The organism is Cytobacillus sp. QJM3NY_8, from assembly GCF_056173585.1.
In genome coordinates this window covers 1,401,378-1,422,258 of sequence record NZ_CM149681.1, presented here as the reverse complement: position 1 = coordinate 1,422,258, position 20,881 = coordinate 1,401,378, and the positions used below count along the sequence as shown (strand labels likewise).

23 protein-coding genes are annotated in these 20,881 nt (G+C 40.5%); 9 read left to right on the top strand and 14 right to left on the bottom strand.

Annotated elements, in window-relative coordinates:
- Positions 1–52 precede the first annotated feature (52 nt).
- Both mobB and AC0VZ9_RS07505 read right to left on the bottom strand, forming a co-directional pair.
- Positions 53–595, bottom strand: a complete 543-nt coding sequence (gene mobB / locus AC0VZ9_RS07510; RefSeq protein WP_009331246.1) for a molybdopterin-guanine dinucleotide biosynthesis protein B — start codon at positions 593–595, stop codon at positions 53–55.
- A complete protein-coding gene (locus AC0VZ9_RS07505; RefSeq protein ID WP_009331247.1) occupies positions 583–1,848 on the bottom strand; it encodes a molybdopterin molybdotransferase MoeA in 1,266 nt (421 codons plus the stop codon). Before AC0VZ9_RS07505 ends, mobB begins: the two co-directional genes overlap by 13 nt.
- Before the next feature lie 512 nt (positions 1,849–2,360).
- On the opposite strand from AC0VZ9_RS07505, the gene ric reads away from it, so the two are divergent.
- Positions 2,361–3,053, top strand: a complete 693-nt coding sequence (gene ric, locus AC0VZ9_RS07500) for an iron-sulfur cluster repair di-iron protein (protein ID WP_009331248.1) — start codon at positions 2,361–2,363, stop codon at positions 3,051–3,053.
- Between the two features lie 112 nt (positions 3,054–3,165).
- On the opposite strand, the gene moaA is transcribed toward ric, so the two are convergent.
- A complete protein-coding gene (gene moaA / locus AC0VZ9_RS07495; protein WP_251174414.1) occupies positions 3,166–4,182 on the bottom strand; it encodes a GTP 3',8-cyclase MoaA in 1,017 nt (338 codons plus the stop codon).
- A gap of 286 nt (positions 4,183–4,468) precedes the next feature.
- Here moaA and AC0VZ9_RS07490 point away from each other — a divergent pair, with 286 nt between their 5' ends.
- Positions 4,469–5,170, top strand: a complete 702-nt coding sequence (locus tag AC0VZ9_RS07490) for a Crp/Fnr family transcriptional regulator (protein ID WP_009331250.1) — start codon at positions 4,469–4,471, stop codon at positions 5,168–5,170.
- Between the two features lie 29 nt (positions 5,171–5,199).
- On the opposite strand, the gene AC0VZ9_RS07485 is transcribed toward AC0VZ9_RS07490, so the two are convergent.
- From AC0VZ9_RS07485 to AC0VZ9_RS07475, 3 genes are all read right to left on the bottom strand, one after another.
- Positions 5,200–6,327, bottom strand: coding sequence for a TIGR04053 family radical SAM/SPASM domain-containing protein (locus AC0VZ9_RS07485; protein WP_009331251.1), 1,128 nt, complete (start codon positions 6,325–6,327; stop codon positions 5,200–5,202).
- A 217-nt stretch (positions 6,328–6,544) separates the two neighbouring features.
- A complete protein-coding gene (locus AC0VZ9_RS07480; RefSeq protein ID WP_251174415.1) occupies positions 6,545–6,853 on the bottom strand; it encodes a metal-sulfur cluster assembly factor in 309 nt (102 codons plus the stop codon).
- A gap of 73 nt (positions 6,854–6,926) precedes the next feature.
- A complete protein-coding gene (locus AC0VZ9_RS07475; RefSeq protein WP_009331253.1) occupies positions 6,927–7,694 on the bottom strand; it encodes an alpha/beta fold hydrolase in 768 nt (255 codons plus the stop codon).
- 280 nt (positions 7,695–7,974) lie between these two features.
- On the opposite strand from AC0VZ9_RS07475, the gene AC0VZ9_RS07470 reads away from it, so the two are divergent.
- The 3 genes from AC0VZ9_RS07470 to AC0VZ9_RS07460 all read left to right on the top strand — a co-directional run bounded on the left by AC0VZ9_RS07470 (position 7,975) and on the right by AC0VZ9_RS07460 (position 9,262).
- Positions 7,975–8,793, top strand: a complete 819-nt coding sequence (locus AC0VZ9_RS07470) for a Cof-type HAD-IIB family hydrolase (protein ID WP_009331254.1) — start codon at positions 7,975–7,977, stop codon at positions 8,791–8,793.
- Between the two features lie 128 nt (positions 8,794–8,921).
- Positions 8,922–9,074 carry a hypothetical protein gene (locus tag AC0VZ9_RS07465; protein WP_009331255.1) on the top strand — a complete coding sequence of 51 codons (153 nt, stop codon included), beginning with the start codon at positions 8,922–8,924 and terminating at the stop codon, positions 9,072–9,074.
- A gap of 2 nt (positions 9,075–9,076) precedes the next feature.
- Positions 9,077–9,262 carry a DUF3813 domain-containing protein gene (locus tag AC0VZ9_RS07460; RefSeq protein WP_009331256.1) on the top strand — a complete coding sequence of 62 codons (186 nt, stop codon included), beginning with the start codon at positions 9,077–9,079 and terminating at the stop codon, positions 9,260–9,262.
- Positions 9,263–9,300: 38 nt separating this feature from the next.
- Here AC0VZ9_RS07460 and AC0VZ9_RS07455 read toward each other — a convergent pair whose 3' ends face one another.
- Entirely contained in the window at positions 9,301–10,056 is a 756-nt protein-coding gene (locus AC0VZ9_RS07455; RefSeq protein ID WP_009331257.1) for a BsuPI-related putative proteinase inhibitor, read from the bottom strand.
- Positions 10,057–10,075: 19 nt separating this feature from the next.
- Positions 10,076–10,906, bottom strand: a complete 831-nt coding sequence (locus tag AC0VZ9_RS07450) for a YitT family protein (protein ID WP_009331258.1) — start codon at positions 10,904–10,906, stop codon at positions 10,076–10,078.
- A gap of 357 nt (positions 10,907–11,263) precedes the next feature.
- On the opposite strand from AC0VZ9_RS07450, the gene AC0VZ9_RS07445 reads away from it, so the two are divergent.
- Positions 11,264–12,118 (top strand): DegV family protein, encoded by an 855-nt coding sequence (locus AC0VZ9_RS07445; protein WP_009331259.1) that lies wholly within the window; start codon positions 11,264–11,266, stop codon positions 12,116–12,118.
- 106 nt (positions 12,119–12,224) lie between these two features.
- Positions 12,225–12,356, top strand: a complete 132-nt coding sequence (locus tag AC0VZ9_RS07440; protein ID WP_009331260.1) for a DUF3941 domain-containing protein — start codon at positions 12,225–12,227, stop codon at positions 12,354–12,356.
- 45 nt (positions 12,357–12,401) lie between these two features.
- Here the strand turns inward: AC0VZ9_RS07440 and AC0VZ9_RS07435 are convergent, their stop codons facing one another.
- Positions 12,402–13,265: a CvfB family protein gene (locus tag AC0VZ9_RS07435; RefSeq protein WP_009331261.1), complete on the bottom strand. Its 864-nt coding sequence runs from the start codon at positions 13,263–13,265 to the stop codon at positions 12,402–12,404.
- 158 nt (positions 13,266–13,423) lie between these two features.
- On the opposite strand from AC0VZ9_RS07435, the gene AC0VZ9_RS07430 reads away from it, so the two are divergent.
- A complete protein-coding gene (locus AC0VZ9_RS07430; RefSeq protein WP_009331262.1) occupies positions 13,424–13,915 on the top strand; it encodes a YajQ family cyclic di-GMP-binding protein in 492 nt (163 codons plus the stop codon).
- 118 nt (positions 13,916–14,033) lie between these two features.
- On the opposite strand, the gene AC0VZ9_RS07425 is transcribed toward AC0VZ9_RS07430, so the two are convergent.
- Positions 14,034–14,537: a GNAT family N-acetyltransferase gene (locus AC0VZ9_RS07425; protein WP_019381462.1), complete on the bottom strand. Its 504-nt coding sequence runs from the start codon at positions 14,535–14,537 to the stop codon at positions 14,034–14,036.
- Between the two features lie 120 nt (positions 14,538–14,657).
- Here AC0VZ9_RS07425 and AC0VZ9_RS07420 point away from each other — a divergent pair, with 120 nt between their 5' ends.
- A complete protein-coding gene (locus AC0VZ9_RS07420) occupies positions 14,658–15,527 on the top strand; it encodes an SDR family oxidoreductase (RefSeq protein ID WP_251263739.1) in 870 nt (289 codons plus the stop codon).
- 183 nt (positions 15,528–15,710) lie between these two features.
- On the opposite strand, the gene AC0VZ9_RS07415 is transcribed toward AC0VZ9_RS07420, so the two are convergent.
- The 4 genes from AC0VZ9_RS07415 to AC0VZ9_RS07400 form a co-directional block, all read right to left on the bottom strand.
- Positions 15,711–16,757 (bottom strand): LacI family DNA-binding transcriptional regulator, encoded by a 1,047-nt coding sequence (locus AC0VZ9_RS07415; RefSeq protein ID WP_009331265.1) that lies wholly within the window; start codon positions 16,755–16,757, stop codon positions 15,711–15,713.
- Positions 16,758–16,877: 120 nt separating this feature from the next.
- On the bottom strand, positions 16,878–18,416 hold the full coding sequence (locus AC0VZ9_RS07410; protein ID WP_019381460.1) for an alpha-amylase family glycosyl hydrolase: 1,539 nt from the start codon (positions 18,414–18,416) through the stop codon (positions 16,878–16,880).
- Between the two features lie 94 nt (positions 18,417–18,510).
- Entirely contained in the window at positions 18,511–19,353 is an 843-nt protein-coding gene (locus AC0VZ9_RS07405) for a sugar ABC transporter permease (RefSeq protein WP_019381459.1), read from the bottom strand.
- Between the two features lie 2 nt (positions 19,354–19,355).
- Positions 19,356–20,639 (bottom strand): carbohydrate ABC transporter permease, encoded by a 1,284-nt coding sequence (locus tag AC0VZ9_RS07400; RefSeq protein ID WP_009331268.1) that lies wholly within the window; start codon positions 20,637–20,639, stop codon positions 19,356–19,358.
- Positions 20,640–20,881 lie beyond the last annotated feature (242 nt).

Sequence of the window (20,881 nt, the reverse complement as noted above, 5' to 3'; positions counted from 1 at the left end):
TAGAGAATTATTAAAAACAGCCCCAAAAAAAAATGGACTGTTTTGTTTAATCTTATTTCTTTTTCTTACTTTCGCTCACTAAATACTCAATAATCCACTCAGTGCCTTTGGGATCACGGATGCTGAAAAACGGAGTTTCCAAATCTGCAGCCTTGTGCTTAATCACTTTATCTTCCCAGCAGAAGAGTGCACAGATATTTGTCAGTTCCTCTATAAGGTACCTATCTTCATCACTTCTGAGCATGAGTGCTTTAGGGTATGAAGCCTTTTTATGACCTTCAATAAGCACTACATCAGGCTGCAGCTGCACGGCAATATTAATTTGCTCCTCCAGGCTCCAGCTTTTCTTCTCAGCTTGTAAAAGCAGTCTGCCTCCACCCTCAACAATTGAAGCGGCTGCTCCTGATTCAATATGATTGCTGGAATCCTTTCCTTCTGGGGTTTCGGGTTTGCCGCCATGACCATGATGCTTAATGGTAACGACAGAAAGTCCCTTCCCTTTTAATCCGGAAATTATTTTGTTAACCAATGTTGTTTTTCCACTGTTTTGATAGCCGGATACCTGAAAAATAACAGGTTCCTTTACCATGGCCATTCGCTTCCTTCATGGTCCTCAAGCAATAGCACCTCAACAATGTCGCCCATGCCATAGCCTCTAGTTCCGCCGGGCAGAATCATTAGTGAATTCGCGCCGGCGAGACTCATCACAATGTTTGATTTATCCACTCCGCTTGGCGCCGCAACCAGTCTGCCTCCTGAATAATTCACAGCTGTCCGGACAAATCGTGTAAATGGATTTGCTTTTGGAAACTCAGCCACGAGCTCTGCTGTTTCTTTTCTTAAATGCGGCTTCTCAGAGAACAGCATTTTCCGGATAATCGGTCTTGCAAAAAGCTCAAATCCGACATAGCAGGCAGAAGGATTTCCGGAAAGTCCAAACAAAAGCTTCCCTTCATGCTGGGCAACTGTAGTCACACTTCCGGGCCGCATTGCAACTTTATTGAAAAGGACCTCTGCCCCAAGCTTTTCGTAAATGCCCGGCAGATAATCAAAATCGCCTACAGATACACCGCCAGTAGTAATCAGTATATCCACGCTGTTCAATGCTTCTTTCACAGCATCGAAACATGTATCAAATTCATCAGGGAGCTTTCCATAATAAATAACTTCCGCCCCAGCCCTTTCAATTTGGGCTGTTATCATATGGGCATTGCTGTTTCTGATTTTCCCTGGCTGCAGCGGTTCGTGTACTTCCAATAGCTCTGTGCCTGTTGCAAATAATCCGATAACAGGCTTCTTTGCAACCGGTACTTCGGCATAGCCAAAGGTAGCAAGAATAGCCTGAATTCCCGGGTTGATTTTTGTCCCCTTCTTGACCAGTGAATCTCCTTTTTTCGCATCTTCGCCCTTGAAGGAAACATTGTCTCCACTATTATAGGAGCGTTTAATGGACATAAAATTCTTACCGTCTTCTTCATATGCTTTTGCCAGCTCGAGCATTACTACGGCATCACATTCTTCAGGCATTTGCGCACCAGTCATAATTCTCACAGCCTGGAATGGACCAATGTTTTTGGAAGTTACATGCCCTGCGCCAATATGATCTACTACCTCAAATACTGTGGGATTTTCCATTGAAGCTTCCTTTGTATCTGCTGAACGAACAGCAAATCCATCATATGGTGATCGGTCAAAATGAGGGACATCATGGGTCGCTTTTAAGTCTTCTGCAAGAAAACGACCGTTGCTTTCATTAATGGATATGTATTCTGCACTTCCTTTTAATTGATAGGCCATGATTTTTTTTACTGCTTCCCCAACAGGAATGGGAGTTCTTTTTTCCAGCATTATATCAGCTCCTATGTACTTTTCTTAACGCTTTTTCTATTTCAATTATTATAAACGTACATGAAAACTTATAACATGACAATCATCACACTTTCAGTTTCATATGTGCATGGTTTTACCCAAAGGCCGTTTTCCAAGGTTTGTTGCTTTTTCTATATTATTTACTGAGTTGATTGTAGCGGAAGGTGCGAGATCCTCGAAAATGCACTCGCATTTTCTTCGTGCGGTGTTTACTCAAGGGAGCTTACTCAATGTCCTGCGGGAGTAGCGGGACAGGTGAGACCCCGCAGACGCGGAGCGTTGAGGAGGCTCACCGCCCGCCCCGCGGAAAGCGAGCAGCCTGGAGCGGAAATCAACGGACAACATTGATAGGCAAAGAACAACAATTTATGCGAAAATAGCCTACCCAAAAAACTTTATAAAAAGCCTGCAAGTGTGATGCCCGTCACCAAATTAAAAAGGAAATTCGTTTATTCTTTAGATAGTTCACAAGATAAAAGGAGGAAAATTCAATGACCATACATCTTACAGAAGACCGTCTGGTAAAAGATATTGTAAATGAATTTCCAAAGACAAGTGATGTTTTTAAACGTCATCGCATTGATTTTTGCTGCGGTGGAAATATTCCGCTGGTGCGTGCAGTTTCTGATCAGTCTGCAGATATGGAGGTTCTGATAAAAGAATTGAACGAGGTTATTCAGAAGGAAAACCAAACCGATGATTTAGAGGTTTGGACAGACAGTGCATCAGAAGACATTATTGAACATGTGATCAATCGATATCATCGTCCTCTTGAGGAGGAACTATCGCTATTAAGCCCGTATGTAACAAAGGTTTCAAGAGTCCATGGAGAAAGCCATGAGGAGCTTTTAAAAGTCCACCAATTATTCTTTGAGCTGAAGCATGAGCTTCTTGAACATACTTCTAAAGAGGAAGAGTCAGTTTTTCCAATGCTCCTGAAGCTTGAAGATCCTCAGGTTGAAAATCGCAAAGAAATCATCAGCTATATCCGGGAGCTTGAGAAAGAGCATGATCATGCAGGTTCAATTTTAAAGGAATTAAGAGAAATTACATCTGATTATACTCCACCTTCAGATGCATGCGGATCGTACCGTCTAGTGTATAAGCGGCTGGAAGATCTGGAAAGCCAAACCTTCATGCATGTTCACCTTGAGAATAACATTCTTTTTCCAAGATATTTATAAACATTACGATCTGCAGCCAATAACGGCTGCAGTTTTTTTGCAGTCTGAACGACAAAATAAAAAGCCTGCCCGCCTATGTCCATTTCTCGTGACAAAGCAAAGCATGCTTTTTTTATCCTCCAATATAGGACATTTCAATTTTTTTCCTGCTGGCAATGGTCTCTTCAGTCCGTTCGTCTGAATATCTGTCTTTTCTGCCGTTCCAAATATTAACAATCCGATCAGTAATTTCTTCATCCGTGGCGCCTTTTCTCATAAATCCCTTCAGATCATGTCCTTCTCCATTAAATAGGCATGTAAAAATTTGGCCGTTTGCTGACAATCTTGAACGTGTGCAGCTTGAACAGAAAGATTCAGAAACAGATGTAATAAACCCAACATCTACATCAGTATCCTTATAACGGTATCGCTTGGCAACCTCTCCGAAATAATCCGGATCTACCGGTTCCAATAAATAATGTTCCTTTAAAGTGTCATAAATTTCTTTTTTGGTAACAACCTCGTCCATCTTCCAGCCGTTTGTACTGCCGACATCCATGTATTCAATAAAGCGGAGCTGTAAGCCGTTATCTTTGCAGAACTTAGCCATCGGGACAATTTCAGAATCATTCAGGCCTTTTTTAACAACCATATTAAGCTTGACGCCAAGCCCTGCTTCTTTTGCTGCCTCGATTCCTTTAAGAACTGGTTTGACACCCACATTGCGTCCGTTTATTTTTCCAAACAGCTCATCATCCAAACTGTCCAGACTGATGTTAACCCTCACCAGCCCTGCTTCCTTTAAATCTTTCGCATGTTTGGGCAGCAATACACCATTTGTGGTAAGACCTATATCTTTTAAGCCCTCAATGTCTGAAAGCATTTTTACAAGTTTAGGCATATCCTTTCTCATAAGAGGTTCTCCGCCTGTTAACCTGATCTTCTCCACGCCAAGGCTTACAAAAATTTTAGCCAGCCGTTCAATTTCTTCATAGCTCAGAAGTTCATTTTTTGGAAGGAAAGCGAAATCCGGGCCGAAGACTTCTGCCGGCATGCAGTATTGACAGCGGAAATTACAGCGGTCAATGACAGAAATACGAAGATCTCTTAAAGGTCTATTCAATTTATCTTTAACGATTGTTTTAGCCATTTCGTTCAACTCCATATAAAGAGTGACTTAAATAAGCTTTCTATACAGATGTATATTTTAGCCTTTCCCTTAAAATAACAGAAATAACCCGGTATCTCAAATTAAGGGCTTCTACTATTAGAACATACAATCGTTTCAATGTTAATAGGGAATTGTTTATATAATAACAAAGACACACCATTTCAATAGAAAATGCCACAATAAAGACACAAAAGCCGGCAATGTTTTCACTATACAAATGATATTATTGTGAAAAAAGACAGTTGTTTTATGAAGGAGGATTAATATGGCTCGCACAGCCATTAAACCGACACATTCCATTGAGATTAAAGAGCTTCTTCATTTTGCAGACCGGCGTATGAAAACCTCCAAAGGGGCTTACATTTTTCAGGAAGGTATGGATGCTGCTGAACTTTATATTATACTTTCAGGCAAGATACAAATCAGCAAGATAACAGCTGATGGCAGAGAACTTACCTTCAGGTTATGCGGAGAAAATGAAATTATTGGCGAGCTTACCCTATTTACCAGTAACCCTAAATATTTATTGAATGCTTTAGTTCTTGAAGCTGGCGAAGTAGCTGTGATAAAAAAAGATGTCCTGGAAAAGGAGATATTTAAAAATAGCACATTGGCTTATGAATTTATGAAATGGATGAGCGACCACTTTCGTAATACTCAGACCAAATTTAGAGATCTCGTCCTTAACGGAAAAAAAGGTGCCCTGTATTCAACCCTTATCAGAATGACTAACAGCTATGGCATAAAAGTTAAGGATGGCATACTCATTGATCTGCCCCTTACGAATCAAGAGCTTGGGAATTTCTGCGGCACATCCAGGGAAAGCACCAACCGGATACTGGGTGAACTGAAAAAAGACAGCATCATTACCATTCTAAATGGAAAAATCACAGTCAAAGATCTTGAATATTTAAAAAATGAAATAGGCTGTGAAAACTGCCCTGCCGTATATTGCAGCATCGAGTAGGAGTGCATCCGAACGGCACTCCCTTTCTTTTATGATTTTGCCGCTTTCTTTCTAAGTGCCTTTGGAATATAAACACAAAACGGCTCGCTTTCCATATAATCCCCTGTCATGGCAAATGCCCGTGACCTGGATCCCCCGCATACATAACGGAACTCGCATTGTCCGCATTTCCCTTTATATTTATCAGGATTTCTGAGGTCTTTAAAAATTGGCGATTCCCTGTATATTTCAGCAAGTGGCTGTTCCCTTACATTCCCTGCTTTAACAGGCAGAAGCCCGCTAGGATAAACATCCCCAATATGTGAAATGAAAACAAATCCATTTCCGTCATTCACACCTTTAGGAGCCCTGCCTAAACCATCTATAGAACCCGTTAGCCCTTGCTGTGTAAGTGCATCGAGATATTGAATGTCCTCATTCTGAGCCTTCGCTTCCTTCATTTTTTGCTGAATGACCACTCGGCGGTAATGCTGGGCAGCTGTTGTCTTGATATCGAAAGTAACTTTTTTGCTTAAGTTATACAGCCATGTAAATACCATCTCATGTTCAACCGGAGAAATCATATCTGTTTCCTGCCCTCTCCCTGTTGGGACGAGGAAGAACACACTCCAAAGAACACATTTGAGTTCTTCTACAACTTTAGCCATTTCCTCAAGATAATCGATATTATAACGCGAAATAACTGTATTAATCTGGACTGGAATTTCAAGCTCGTGCAAATATTTAATCCTTTCGATCGTTAAATCAAAGGAACCGGCAGTACCTCTAAAATGGTCATGGATTTCCGCTTTTGGCCCATCAAGGCTGAAAGCCCATCGAGCTAAGCCGACCTCTTTGGCTTTTTCAATAGCTTCTTTTGTTACATTCGGTGTCGCACTGGGCGTCATTGACACACGCACGCCTTTTTTTACAGCATATTCGGCAATGTCGAATACATCCTGCCTCATTAATGGATCACCACCCGTAAAAACAAGCATAGGGTTGTTCATTTCCTTGATTTGGTCAATCAAATACTTCCCTTCATCAAAGGAAAGCTCTCGCGGATCTCTCCTGTATTGCGCTTCCGCACGGCAATGCAGACATTTTAGCTGGCATGCCCTTGTTAATTCCCATATCACAATAAAAGGGTCTTTATTAAAATCTCTATCAAATCCCATTTGAGATGCCTCCTTAACAGCCACAGGTCCTGGATGTTTCATCAACGCAATTTTGTCTTTCCATCGTTAGTATAGGATAATCGGCATGTTAAATAAGTGAACTACCTCACATACAATGCTCATTTTCAAAGAATTTACAGAGATGTGTTCAAAGGAATTAAAGCAAGGGCATAAAAAAACAGCAGGAAAATAATCCTGCTGTTTTTAAGATTCAATCTTATTGTACGCCAAGTGCAATTTTTGCATAGCGGGACATTCTGTCTTTAGACCAAGGCGGGTTCCAGACAATGTTCACTTCAGTGTCCTTTACTTCGGGAATATCAGCCAATGCTGACTTTACTTGCTCAACAATTGTTCCTGCCAAAGGACACCCCATGGAAGTAAGAGTCATATCTACCACGGCTTTACCTTCCTCTTCCATTTTCACCTCATATACTAAGCCTAAGTTCACAATATCTATCCCCAGCTCCGGGTCAACAACAAGTTCAAGTGCACCCATGATGCTGTCTTTTAAATCCTGGTCCATTTCTGCAGCACTCCTTCATTATTTACTTTATCTTTATCTTAACAAATATTTAAATGAATTGAAAAAATGTTGGTTATAGATGTTCCCCAAACCATTTAACCGTTTCCAGCAGCCCTTCCCTGCTTACTTTGTGCCCCGCCTGTTCATCTGATATAAACATGAGGTTTTCAGGTGAGTCACTATATAAGGGCTGGATGGTCTCATAAAATTGGTATGTATAGGAATAAGGAACAACCGGGTCTTTTTTGCCATGCCAGAACATAAGTGGCCTTCCTCCAAGTTTTTCAGGCTGAAGACTTAGATCCCGCTCCCTTAAAGTCCCCAGCAGATCTGCTAGTTCTTCGCTGGAAAGCGGAATTTTAATATTATTCTTCTTCAATTCATCCAGCTGAAGCTGAGCAAATTTTTCATAATACGGCATACCCATAAGGCTTACTGCAGCTTTGACCCACTCATACTGGGTCAAGGCGCCCAAAGTGACTATTCCTCCCATGGAGGTGCCCACAAGCCCTATTCTTCCCTTGTCGATCAGATCTGCATCCTCATAGACATCCCTGATTATGTTCAATTCCGCAATTGTATTTAGAACAATATCCCATAGCCTGAAATTTAAATCGCTGCCTGATAAACCTTCAGATCTTTCCCCATGAAGCAAGGTGTCTGGAAGCACCACCCTGAACCCTTTTTCAGCTAGCAGATAGGCATAATGCAGATTATGTTCTTTGGCACTCGTAAAGCCATGAACGAAAATAATAAAAGGCAAGCGTTCCCCTTTTACTTCCTGTCTGGCCAGTTCAAGAACAGGAATTTCTTTGATATGCTTATGTTCAATAACAACCACAGTTCTTCCTCCTAAATCTGTTAGGGCACAAGTGAATTTTTTTACAAAATTATAATAATATTGATAACATATATGTATAAAATGATTTTGTAAAAGCTTACGCTCTTGTTTTGATGTAAATTCTTTCTATATTTTCAGTTTAACATGTAGACTTTTTTTTTCCAAAACCTTTACACTTAAAAGAAAAGCGGGGCATACTTCAAGATAAGCAATTGACTGCAGTGCGTAAACTGCAGTTAAATTCTTATAAAAAAGTGCTGAGCGCTTAGAAGGAGATCTTATGGCAGAAAAACATTTAATTGCACTGGACCTTGATGGAACATTATTAAAAGATGACAAAACCATCTCAGCTAAAACTAAAATGATTATTCAAAAGGCACGCGAACAAGGACATGAAGTGATGATTGCCACCGGAAGGCCATTTCGCTCCAGCGAAATTTATTATCGTGAAATGGGATTGACTACGCCAATTGTCAATTTCAATGGTGCTTACATACATCATCCTAAAGATCATAATTGGGGAGTTTATCATACACCTCTGCAAATGAACGTTGCAAAGGAAATTGTAGAAGCCGTTAATAGCTATACAGTGCATAATATTGTAGCAGAAGTTATAGATGATGTTTACCTGCATTACCATGATGAAAAGCTTCTGGATATCTTCGGTTTTGGCGATCCCAAAATTACGACTGGAGATTTACGCAATTATCTTAATGATAATCCGACAAGCATGCTGATCCACACAGATGAAGAACATGTAAAAACAATTAGAGCCCATCTTTCCGAAGTCCATGCCGAAGTGATTGATCACCGTCGCTGGGCGGCTCCATGGCATGTCATTGAAATCGTAAAAACAGGGCTGAATAAAGCTGTTGGCCTCCAAAAAGCAGCTGATTACTTCCAAATACCGCCTGAGCGGATCATAGCTTTCGGTGATGAAGACAATGATCTTGAAATGCTTGAATATGCAGGCTACGGGATTGCCATGGGCAATGCTATTGACCAGGTGAAAAATATTGCCAATGAAGTCACCTTAACCAACGAGGAGGATGGAATCGGAATCTATTTAAATGAATTATTAAACCTTAAAGCACTATAAGCAAATGACCAAAAGAAATTTAATGGCAACCAGTCCTTTAAATTCCCTTTTTAAATCATTCCTTTAGAGCATACTAAGGGATGGAGCAGCACAATGCTGCTTTAAACTCTTTCATGGAGGGGATTCGAATGGGTAAACGTAATAAATCAAAACGCTTCGTACAACAGGGTGTTGATACTGTTAGTAAGCATGATGAACGTATCCCGTACCACATGACCTATGCAGAGGCGGAAGCCCAAAAATTAGCTAATGTGAAAGAATCATCCCTCGGAGGAATATAACGATGGGAAACAGATTATTTCAGGAAGCCAGAAAATATGTGGAAATAGCTAAAAGTTCTGCAGGCGAAGAAACTGTTTCCCGTGCGAAAAATGCTTTAAGTTCCGCGTTTGCCAATTCCACGGCGGCTGAACAGGCACAGCTGCGGGAGATGCAGCAGGAGCTTGAGCAATATTCGCAGAATCGCTAAAAAGAAGCTGGCAGCCTCGATGGCTGCCAGCTTCTTTTTTACCTCCTTTCCAGGATAACAGGAAAGGGATTTATAATATGTCCGTCATTATGGCTTTTTTCATATAAATGCAAAATCACTGATCCGTTTTCAGGCAATTTATCAGCAGGAATGCTTACTTTTATATTATAGTTCTCCCAGTTATTTGAAAGAGCTGATACTCCCTTTTCAGGCAGCAGTTCATTATGGCCATCTTCAACTGTATACCATAGCTTTCCGTTTTTTGGACGCCCTTCAATTGATACTGAATATAAGCCATTCTCTCCAGTAACCTTAACATGGCGAAAGGCAGGATTTTGTCCTGGGATATAGACAGAGGCTTCTGATTCCGCTTTGGTCTCCAGTTCTTTGCCATTTAAGTTTGATGCCAAAAGCCTGGCTTTTACAATGTACTCCCCTTCCTTTACTCTTTTGCCATTGTGCCGATAATCCCACTGCTCTTTCCACACCTTGAATTCATCCGGTTTGACGGCAATGGTCTGTATAGCTTGTAAAAATGCTTTACCTTCTGAAGAGGAATATACCATTTCGCCATTTTGATTTAATATATTTACTTCGTAAAATTGGGAAGTCCTAAACTCAAAGCTTAGCGGGTAATTGGCAGTATTCCTCAGAAGCAATTCTATCTCCATTGTTTCCGTTCCTGCTTGAGGCATTACTTTAAAATCAAATGGCATTTCCTTTTTAGAAGCTTCAAAACTTTGCAAAGGCATAGTGAAGATAATCAGAGCAGCAGCAGTCAAAAGCCGAAGCATCCTTCATCCCTCCATTTATTTAATCCCTGCGGAAGAAACCATAAACACCAGCGGTTTGGACAATATTTGTAAAGGCATTCGGATCTACTTCTTTAATAATTCTTTCAAGGTCGAATAACTCATAACGGGTGATGACAATCATCATCATTTCCTTGTTTTCATTTGTAAAAGCCCCCTTTGCCGGAATGGTTGTAATTCCCCTGACCAGATGGTCATGGATGGCTTTTTTCATTTCTTCCGATTTTTTCGTTATAATTAATGCTGTCAGTTTCTCATGTCTTGTATGAATGGCATCAATGACCCTGGTTGAGGCATAAAGGGTAACAAGAGTGTATAAAGCTTTTTCCCATCCATACAAAAAGCCAGCTGTTATTATAATAATGGCGTTAAGTGTGAAAAAATATGTACCGACAGGCTTGTCTTTCATTCGGGACAATACCATTGCGATGATATCCATTCCTCCTGTAGAAGCCCCCCATTTCAGTGTTATCCCTACGCCAACAGCCGCAATCACACCTCCAAAAACGGCATTAAGCAAAATATCTTTTGAAACATGAATTACCGGTATGATTTCCAAGAAAAATGACATTAAGAATACGCTTAGAAAACTGTAAATAGTAAAAGACCTTCCAACCTTCTTCCAGGCTAAAATGGTTACAGGAATATTTAGAATGAACAGCAGAATTCCTGTTGATCCAAAATCCCCAAGAATGCTTGATAATAGCTGTGCCACACCTGTAAAACCGCTCGCATATACATTGGCAGGTATCAGAAAAAAATTCATCGCAATTGCGTTCAATATCGCGCCAATCAAAACAATAAATACTTTCTTAGTTTCTAACCAAACCATTTTTTACCCCCTGAATTTTTTTATTATTTTCTTTACCCAGTAAAGTGAATCTTCAATCAGCGGGGGATTTTTCCCCGCTGATTGTTAGTTGAGGCACACAGCACAAGGAAGGCTTCGTCAGCATAATCATCGACCAAAAGCTGCAGCTTATGGGAGGAAGCGGGTCACAAATACGTTTTCACAGCATACGGGCAGTTTGCCCCCCGCTTATATCCCTTCTATTCCTTTGATTTCTGAAAGTAAGAGTCTTACTGCCCGTTAGACTTGCGAAAAGTGTCATTTTCAACACAATTCATTGTTTTTTCTCCTTGATTTCTATAAACTTAATTCATATAGTTTGAAAGCAGGTGAAAGAAAATGTCAGTAAAAATTTTAGCTGACAGTGCGTGTGATCTGCCGCTAAGCTTCTATGAAGAAAATGGCGTCACACTTTTCCCATTAAAGGTTCAACTGAATGATACAGAATATGAAGATTTAGTCACCATAGAACCTAAGGATGTTTATGATGCTATCCGTGAGGGCCAGGTGCCTAAAACATCTCAGGTATCCCCTCTCCATTTTGAGGAAACGTTCATGAAGATGGCAGAACAAAATGAAGACGGCATTTATGTTTCTTTTTCCTCCGGACTCTCAGGTACATACCAGACCGCTGTAATGATTTTGGAGCAAGTAAAAGAGAAATACCCGGATTTCAAATTATCCATTATCGATTCTAAGGCGGCTTCATTGGGATATGGATTAATCGTTAAGGCAGCGGCTGCTAACGCACAATCAGGCGCATCCAAGGAAGACATACAGCAAGATATCGAACTTCGATGCCGGCACCTCGAGAGTTTATTCACTGTAAATGATCTCGAATACCTGGCAAAAGGCGGCCGTGTTTCTAAAGCTTCCGCATTTCTAGGCGGACTTTTGAACATTAAACCTCTGCTAACTGTAGAAGATGGCAAACTTGTACCGATTGAGAAACTGCGCGGCAAGAAAAAGCTTCTTCGCCGCATCATTGAGCTGATGAAAGAAAATGGGACTTCGTTTGAGAATCAGACGGTCGGCATCAGCCATGCTGATGATGAAGACACAGCTCTTGAAATGCAAAAATTAATCCTGGAAGAGCTAAAAGCCAAAGAAGTCTATATTACATCCATAGGCTCTGCAATCGGGTCCCATACGGGTCCAGGAACAATTGCGATTTTCTACCAAAAGCAAATATAAACCTAGTGAAGAATACATACTCCATTTCATTCTGACAGACAATATGATTGTACTTCAGTAATATTCTGAAGGATAAACCTCTCAGTGTGAAAGGAGTATTATTATTATGCCGCATACTTCCGATAATGATAAAAAAGCAAAAGACAATAATGCGCTTCTTCACGAAAAAAATATGATGCGCGAGAAAAACCGCAAAGCCGGGAAAAACCAATATTCCAAAAAGACAGATCATCTATAATAATAAAACGGGCAAGCATTGGCTTGTCCGTTTTTAGATTGTGAATTAGTCTTTCTTTATATATGTCCATCCATCTTCCTGATAAACCTTGCCTTCCTTCATAAGCCTTCCCAAGGCCCTTTTAAAAGAAGCTTTGCTTAGCTGAAAACGCTCCTGTATATCTTCTGGCGCGCTTTTATCGCCAAATGGCATCGCACCATTGCGGCTTTCAAGATAAGATAGGATTTTTTCGGAATCATCGTCCAATACCTCATGTTTTCTGGGTATAAGGGAAACATTCACTGTTCCGTCCTCTTTCACATCAACAATCCGTCCCTCAACTTTTTCGCCAAGACGGGGCTCCCTTTTGCGCTGGGATTCATGGATAAAGCCTTTAAAGCCCTCAGCTGTATAAATCCAGCTCCCAACCTTTGCAGTTCTATATATATGTCCGTGAATATTCTTATTAAAATCACTTTTGGCTGCCTTTATTGAAATATCTGTAATGACAGGATCAGTAGCCATTTTTACATAAATTCTGTTATTCTTATTCACCCGGAGTGTAATGTATAACCTATCCCCTTCAATCGGCCAGACGGCTTCATGTACAGGCAAATCTTCCTCACCGAGGAGCATGTCCTTCTGAATGCCGATGTTGATAAATACACCGATGCCGGGCTTTACATCACTTACATGCGCCCATCCATATGTACCAGCCTGAACTTCCGGAATCACAGTTGTTGCTGCAATTCTTCCCTGCGAGTCCATATAAAGAAAAGCCTCGACTTCCTGTCCTTCCTCCAGCTTTTCATCTGTCTCGTTCTGATGAAGAAGAACATCTTCCTCTCCATCCGTCAAAAAATAGCCAAAAGCCGCTTCCCTTGAAACAATCAGTTTAGCAGCACGGCCTAAATTCTCTTCTAAAGCCATCCCTTTTCCTCCTTCTTAGTTTCCAGTAAACAAATATTCATTATATTAAATCTTTCCCAATTAAGATCACATAACTCCTAAAGTTGTTTGAACTGCTATATTTTACTATAATAAGGACAAGAAGTGAAACTTAAAATGTTATCTCCAAGGAGGCTGTCATGTCTAAAGAAAGCTCATTTGATATTGTATCCAAAGTTGACTTTTCTGAAGTAACCAATGCCATTAATATTGCCATGAAGGAAATCTCCACCCGTTATGACTTTAAAGGCAGCAAAAGTGATATAAAGCTCGATAAAGAAGAGCTCGTGCTTCTATCTGATGATGAATTTAAAATGGAACAGCTTAAAGATGTTTTATTGAGTAAATTGATAAAAAGGGGCATACCTGTAAAAAATCTTGATTACAGCAAGATTGAGGGGGCATCAGGCGGAACTGTACGCCAAAGAGCAAAGCTTGTCCAGGGAATTGATAAAGACAATGCCAAGAAGATCAATACCCTTATTAAAAACAGCGGTTTAAAGGTGAAGAGCCAGGTTCAGGATGATCAGGTCCGAGTAACCGGCAAAAACCGCGATGACCTGCAGAAGATTATTGCTGCTGTTAAAGAGGCAGATTTGACTGTTGATGTTCAATTCGTAAATTATCGGTAATTTTAAGCAAACGGAGAAAATCCGTTTGCTTTTTTAATTTTTCAGAAAAACCAGCTTGCTTAAATGAATTTATTTGCTGATTTTATAATTTTCACCGTTTGAGAAAGAATGCTAAGGGTTATTTTACAAATTTATACATCATTAATTCATCTGCATAAGACCCATCGCTTCTTTTAATATGTTTAATTTTGCGTCCTTCCTCCTGAAATCCAAATCGCTTGTACAGATGGATTGCTCTTTGGTTATACGAAAAGACTTCCAGGCATACTTTTTCAAGACCTGGCTCCTCTTGCGCCCACTTCAAAAATTGCTCCATCATTTTGCTTCCCAGTCCCTGGTTACAATGCTTCTTCTGTATTGTGATCCCGAAATAACCCAGATGGTTTACCTTTTTGCTTTTTGAACGCCGAAAGTTCAGCATTCCAATCACTTCATTGTCAACTTCCGCTAATAAAATAAGATCTCCAGTTCTAATGCTCTGCTCAAGCCACGCTTCCTCTTCTTCAATTGTTAAATTAAACTCATCCGCCTCAGTCATTAAAAAATCAGTTTCTCCAAAAGCTTTCCGGCAATGCGCCAAAATGGCTTCTGCATCACTTTTGTCAGCTGATCGAATCTGCAAATCCTGTTCCCCCACTCTTTTTTAAATCCATTATATAAGAGCAATGCAAATAATTTCCATGTTTTTTTACCATAATAAAATGGAATTAAAAGAGTATTAATGATTTGGAGGGATTTCGTAATGTCTAATACTCAAAACAATCCAAAGGAATTTCCGCCTCAGCATCAGGATCATCAGCCCGGCACAGAGGCGCCAATGCAGCCTGAGCCCCAAACTGTTGATCCAAATTATAAAGGGTCCGATAAATTAAAAGGAAAAGTTGTTTTAATAACAGGCGGAGACAGCGGCATCGGAAAATCAGCTGCCATTTATTTTGCCAAAGAAGGAGCCAGCGTGGCGATTGTCTATCTGGAAGAACATGAAGACGCAGAAAAGACTAAAGAGGCCATTCAGGCTGAAGGACAAGACTGTCTGCTGATCTCCGGAGATCTTGGAAGCGAAACATTCTGTAAGGATGCAGTCAGGAAAACACTTGATAAATTTGGGCAAATCGATGTACTGGTTAATAATGCAGCCGAGCAGCATCCTCAAAAAAGCCTGCTCGATATCACTGCTGAACAGCTTGAAAAAACATTCCGAACAAACATCTTTTCATTCTTCCATCTGACAAAAGCAGTACTTCCTCACCTTAAAAAAGGGAGCTCAATTATCAATACTGCTTCGATAACAGCTTATGAAGGCAACGAGCAGCTAATCGACTATTCTTCAACAAAAGGAGCGATTGTCTCCTTTACACGCTCATTGGCCAAATCGCTGGCTGGACAGGGAATTCGCGTAAATGGAGTTGCTCCTGGACCTATTTGGACACCGCTTATTCCATCTACATTCACAGCGGATAAGGTATCAAAATTTGGATCAAATACCCCAATAGGCAGAGCAGGACAGCCTTATGAATTAGCTCCGGCTTATGTCTATCTTGCCAGTGATGATTCATCTTATGTGAGCGGCCAGATGATTCATGTGAATGGGGGCACTATTGTAAACGGGTAGAGTGAAACTTCAATCAGAAAGTGTTCAACTAACCCCTCTGATTGTTAGTTGAACCAATCTGGCCTATACGGGCAGTTTGACTCCCAATGATCTCTTATGAATCCTCTGGAGTCTTCCATTGGTGAGTCTTACTGACCGTTAGACGGCGATAAAAAAGGGAAGCCTGCATCAGGCTTCCCTTTTTTACGATACAATCTGTGGTTCTTCAGTTTTCGGACTGCTGCATGAGCAGCGTTTTACAATTTTATGGGGAATAATAATGCGCTTTACAGGCTCCCGCGGGTTTTCAATTCTGTATATAAGGCTTCGGGCAGATTCAAATCCCAAATCGAATATATTGATATCGACAGAAGTTAGAGGAGGTCTGGACATTTCAGCCAGAAGCACATTATTAAAGCTGATGATAGACATATCTTCAGGAACTTTTATACCCATTTCATCCAGAGTATTCAGGACACCCAATGCCATTAAATCGTCGGCAACCACAAGGGCGGTTGGAGGTTTTGTCAGGGAAATGAGTTCTCTGACAGCTTCCTGGCCTCCTTCTTTTAAGAATTCTTCATGAACAATATACTCATTTACCAGTTCAATTCCAGCATCCCTTAATGCTTTTTCATAGCCGAGCAGACGTTCAACTGTAACAGTTAGATTCAAGTTTCCGCCGACAAACGCAATTTGCTTATGGCCCAGCTTAATCAAATATTCCGTTACTTCTTTGGCTGCACGGAAATTATTATTATCCACGTAAGTGATTTCTTCTTCGTCCGAAAAAGGCTTGCCAATAACAACAAATGGGAAATCCCTATCTTTTAAGAAGGCCAGAACTTTATCCTCCACTTTTGAATACAGCAATATCACTCCATCTACCCGGCCGCCCTGTACCATTTGGACAACACCTTCATAGATCTCATCATCTGTTTTCCCGGTTGTCATATGGAGAGCATAATGCCTTTCATGGGCTCCCTCGCTCAGACCCCTAAGGACAGTTGGAAAGAAGGGGTTCTGAAATACAACATCCGTAGAACTGGGCATTATCAGCCCAATTGCGCGGGTTGATTGGCTTGCAAGGCTTCGGGCAATAAAATTCGGATGATATCCTAACTGTTCCATTGCTTCCCTGACTTTTTGCTTAGTTTTCTCGCTGATGCGAGGATTGTTGGCAATTACCCTTGAAACAGTAGAAGGCGCAACTTTTGCCATCTTTGCTACATCTTTAATTGTGACTGCCAATAGAATCACCCTCTCCGTGAGGTCTCTGTTATTAATATTATAATCAAAACAGGTTTGATTTTCTTTCCTTTTTTAAACAGTTAACAGGAATAGGAAGAAGGGGAGGCTCTAATGCCAAAATTACTCGGATTTCTTCTGTTTTGACCGCTTCCATAAAAGATAGATAAAAATCATAAAGGCTGAATAAACTGCTGCAAGTGCTGCAATCAGCGGAATATTCAATCCCGATTTTTCTGCCAGAACATATACTTCAGCCTCTTCCCGGTCAATGATCATCTCATATTTTCCGTCTTTATCTCGGATGAGATCATCAGCAATCATGCCGCGAAGCTCTTTTCCTTCTTCTAATTGAGTGGAATCAAGTACCGCTTTCTGTGACTTTGTTGAATTATTGATCACAATAACCGTTGTTTCATCTTCGTAATTCCGTTTATAAACGGCAAAACCGTCCTTTTCCTCCAGCAGTTCCATGTCGCCCCTTGTTAAAGATGGCAGCATTTGCCTAACTTCCCCAAGTTTTGCGATATAATCAATCAGTTCTTTATCTGTACGGAAATCCATTTGCCTGCGGTTGTCAGGGTCCTCACCGCCATCCATAGCTATTTCACTTCCATAATAAACAATTGGAATCCCAGGTGTGGTATACATGTATGTTAAGGCAAGTTTCCACCTTGGACCCGGATGATGATTTTTTGTGATAGCATCCCGAGTGAACCTGACAGTATCATGATTATCCATGAAGCTTCCCATTAGATAGGGATTTTCATAAAATGCCTTATTTCGGTCCCAGTTTGCAAAAAGCCAGCTTAACGATTTGTCAGGCTCTGCAAAGGCAGTTCTTAAATGATCATTTAAAGGATAATCAACAAAGCCGTCTATTCCTGTTTTTTCATATTCAGCAATATATTTTGGATCATCCGACCATACTTCCCCCAGCAAATAAAAGTCTTCTTTGACTGACTTTACATTTTTGGCGAATTCGGTCCAGAATGATTTTGGAACATGCTTTACAGTATCAAGACGATATCCATCAATATCCGTTTCTTCGATCCACCACTTTGCTGCATCAATTAAATAGTTTTGTACCTCAGGGTTTTCCTGCTTTAAATCAGGGAGTCCATAAATCCAGCCATTTTCAATCTCAGATTGATTCGTCCAGTTGATGATATCTTGTTTTTCATGGAACCAGTCCTTTTTCCCGGGGTCATTAACCCATTCGTGATTGGTGCCCACATGATTTACAACAAAGTCCAAAATCACTTTCATATCTCTTTTGTGAGCTTCTTGGACTAACTGCTTCAATTCATCCATTGTGCCAAAGTGCTCTTCCGTGTTATAAAAATCTTTAATCCAATAACCGTGATAGCCCTTCTCTTCATTATCAAAAACGGGAGTCAGCCAAATTGCGGTAAACCCCATATCTTTAATATAATCCAGGCGTTCTGTAATCCCCTTAAAATCTCCGCCATGATAAGCTTTTGGGTCCTGAACATCGACTTTAAAGTCATTGTTGGGATCTCCATTGCTAAATCGGTCAACCATTAAGAAATAAAATGTTTCATCTTGCCATTTACGCTCTTCTTTTTCAGCTGCTCCTGCCGGCAGGGCATAAAAAAGAAGAAACGGGATTAAGATGAAGGTTATGATTCCTTTATTCATCGCCGCTCCTCCTTCATTTTTCAAGCCGCTGAGAGACTGCAATCCAGTTCAGTTCGCAGACTGCAGCGGCCAGTAAAGTTTCAGCCCTTTAAGATTAGCCTTTTGTTCCCCCTGCCGTCAAACCAGATACAAAGTATTTTTGGAACATAAGGAACAGTGCAGCAATCGGAATGGCAATTAAAACAGAGCCAGCAGCAAACTTTGTAAATTCATTTCCAAATTGCTTCGCAACCATTTCATACAATCCTACAGCCATTGTGAACTTTTCATCTGTTCTTAATAAAATTCTTGCAAGGATAAAATCCCCAAAAGGAGCTATGAATGAAAATAGCGCAACTACCGCAACAATTGGTTTTGCCAGCGGCATAACAATTTGCCAGAAGACACGCAGATGGCTCGCACCATCCATTTTCGCAGATTCATCAAGTTCTTTTGGAATCGTATCGAGATAACCCTTCATCAGCCAGGTATTCATTGGAATCTGTCCGCCGACATACACAAGGATTAATCCAAGATGTGTATCAATTAAACCTGTTCTTGTCGCTAATACAAATATGGCAATCAGCGCTGCAAAGTTGGGTATCATTTGCAGTATCAGGAAAGTTAATAATCCATTTTTCCTTCCGATAAAGCGGTAACGGGAAAATGAGTACGCGGTGAAGGATACTGTAATAACCGTTAAAATCATGGTCAATGTACTTATTTTCAAAGAATTCCAGTACCATTTAACATAATTGGATTTATCTGAATCAAAAAGGTATTTGTAATGGTCTAATGTCGGATTTTCAGGAAACATTGTGGATCCCGACAAACTTTGGCCTGGATTTAAGGAAGAACCCACTACCCACAAAAGCGGATAAATCACAATAAAGCTCATCAAGGCAATGATGACATAGGAAAAAGTCAGCCGGATAATTTTATTTTTCTTCATGCTCATAGCTACATCAAATCCTCTTCTTGGAATGATTTTGTTCTTCTAAACTGCCATAGGGCTACCGTGATGACTATGAGTGATAGGATCATGGTAACTGCAGCGGCTTTGCCGTATTGGGCAGAAGTCATTGTCAGTTTATAAATCCAGGATATAAGAATATCCGAACCGCCGGCATTTTGGCCCGGAATGGCCGGTCCCCCGCCATTAAACAAGAAGATAACATTAAAGTTGTTGAAGTTGAATGTATACTGAGTAATGATAATGGGTGCCGTTGCAAAAAGAACCAGCGGCAGAGTGATTTTTGTGAATTTCTGCAGGATCGTTGCACCATCCACTGTTGCAGCTTCATAAAGCTCATCCGGAATGGACTGCAGCACACCTGTTGTCATAGCAAAAATGAACGGGAATCCAAGCCATGACTGAATGAAAATTAATGCTAAACGTGTCCAATTTTCCTCTGTCATCCATGGAACAGGACCGATGCCAATTGCATCCAGAATCGTTTTATTAATCACACCAAATGTCTCATTGAACATCCCTGAGAAAATCAGGATCGATATAAATGCAGGAACTGCCCAAGGGAGAATGAAAATTGTTCGGATAATCGCTTTCCCTTTAAGATCCTTCTGGTTAACGAGAATTGCCAGGAAAATACCCAGAGCTACCTGCAAAGAGGTAGCTACAAAAGTCCAGACTATTGTCCAGCCCATTACGCCAAAGAAGGTTTTTCTCCATAAATCCAGCTTGAAGATATCGATAAAATTCTGAATGCCAACCCAATCTACCAGTTTTGCAGGCGGAGAATGATATAGATCATAGTTTGTAAATGCAAGAAGAACTACGAATAAGATAGGAAAAATAACTACGAAAACTAAGAGAAAAAATCCTGGTGATATCATTAAATATGGAAAACCATTATCAAGGAGATTGTGGTACTGTTCCCTGACACTGTTTAATTTCAGCCCCAAATCACGTTTTTTTCCATTATTATATGCATCATAAATATTGAAAGCATATATGATAAGTCCCAATGCTGTTACAATCAGTGCGATAATTCCATCGATCAGGAGAAAAATTGAGTGGTCCAGAACTGGAATTTCCCCCAGTGTAATAAGTCCCCAGAATCCCCAATTTAGTGTGTCATAGAATGCTGCAAAGAACGAAACAGTAAGAATTAAGAATATGGCACCTTTCACGAATTGTTTATTATAAAACTGTCCAAATCCAGGCAGGATGGATAATAGAGCAGCATTTCTTCCATGATTGGATGTCATTTTTTTTGTTTCCATATGGCTGTGGCCTCCCCTTTCTTTATAGGAGAAAGTATTTTCTATTATTATAATTCATTTCCAAAATAATAGCGGCTGTTTTTGTGCAAACGGTTGCTTTAAAGAGGAACAGGAAAGCGGCTTCTGCCGCTTCTATTTAAAGATATGAATGTATTAATTCTGAAGTTGATTAACTGTCTAGCTCCAGACGACAGCGGCTCTTGGAGCTAAGCCGAAGCGGGCTCCTTCTGCTGTTTTTGGCA

Bases quoted from the DNA above. Each gene is read 5' to 3' on its own strand.
- AC0VZ9_RS07420 (WP_251263739.1), top strand. From the start codon at position 14,658: ATGTCTAATACTCAAAACAATCCAAAGGAATTTCCGCCTCAGCATCAG.
- AC0VZ9_RS07465 (WP_009331255.1), top strand. From the start codon at position 8,922: ATGGGTAAACGTAATAAATCAAAACGCTTCGTACAACAGGGTGTTGAT.
- AC0VZ9_RS07435 (WP_009331261.1), bottom strand. From the start codon at position 13,265: ATGGCTTTAGAAGAGAATTTAGGCCGTGCTGCTAAACTGATTGTTTCA.
- ric (WP_009331248.1), top strand. From the start codon at position 2,361: ATGACCATACATCTTACAGAAGACCGTCTGGTAAAAGATATTGTAAAT.
- AC0VZ9_RS07470 (WP_009331254.1), top strand. From the start codon at position 7,975: ATGGCAGAAAAACATTTAATTGCACTGGACCTTGATGGAACATTATTA.
- AC0VZ9_RS07440 (WP_009331260.1), top strand. From the start codon at position 12,225: ATGCCGCATACTTCCGATAATGATAAAAAAGCAAAAGACAATAATGCG.
- mobB (WP_009331246.1), bottom strand. From the start codon at position 595: ATGGCCATGGTAAAGGAACCTGTTATTTTTCAGGTATCCGGCTATCAA.
- AC0VZ9_RS07460 (WP_009331256.1), top strand. From the start codon at position 9,077: ATGGGAAACAGATTATTTCAGGAAGCCAGAAAATATGTGGAAATAGCT.
- AC0VZ9_RS07445 (WP_009331259.1), top strand. From the start codon at position 11,264: ATGTCAGTAAAAATTTTAGCTGACAGTGCGTGTGATCTGCCGCTAAGC.
- AC0VZ9_RS07505 (WP_009331247.1), bottom strand. From the start codon at position 1,848: ATGCTGGAAAAAAGAACTCCCATTCCTGTTGGGGAAGCAGTAAAAAAA.
- AC0VZ9_RS07485 (WP_009331251.1), bottom strand. From the start codon at position 6,327: ATGGGATTTGATAGAGATTTTAATAAAGACCCTTTTATTGTGATATGG.
- AC0VZ9_RS07410 (WP_019381460.1), bottom strand. From the start codon at position 18,416: ATGAATAAAGGAATCATAACCTTCATCTTAATCCCGTTTCTTCTTTTT.
- AC0VZ9_RS07450 (WP_009331258.1), bottom strand. From the start codon at position 10,906: ATGGTTTGGTTAGAAACTAAGAAAGTATTTATTGTTTTGATTGGCGCG.
- moaA (WP_251174414.1), bottom strand. From the start codon at position 4,182: ATGGCTAAAACAATCGTTAAAGATAAATTGAATAGACCTTTAAGAGAT.
- AC0VZ9_RS07480 (WP_251174415.1), bottom strand. From the start codon at position 6,853: ATGGACCAGGATTTAAAAGACAGCATCATGGGTGCACTTGAACTTGTT.
- AC0VZ9_RS07490 (WP_009331250.1), top strand. From the start codon at position 4,469: ATGGCTCGCACAGCCATTAAACCGACACATTCCATTGAGATTAAAGAG.
- AC0VZ9_RS07400 (WP_009331268.1), bottom strand. From the start codon at position 20,639: ATGGAAACAAAAAAAATGACATCCAATCATGGAAGAAATGCTGCTCTA.
- AC0VZ9_RS07455 (WP_009331257.1), bottom strand. From the start codon at position 10,056: ATGCTTCGGCTTTTGACTGCTGCTGCTCTGATTATCTTCACTATGCCT.
- AC0VZ9_RS07405 (WP_019381459.1), bottom strand. From the start codon at position 19,353: ATGAGCATGAAGAAAAATAAAATTATCCGGCTGACTTTTTCCTATGTC.
- AC0VZ9_RS07430 (WP_009331262.1), top strand. From the start codon at position 13,424: ATGTCTAAAGAAAGCTCATTTGATATTGTATCCAAAGTTGACTTTTCT.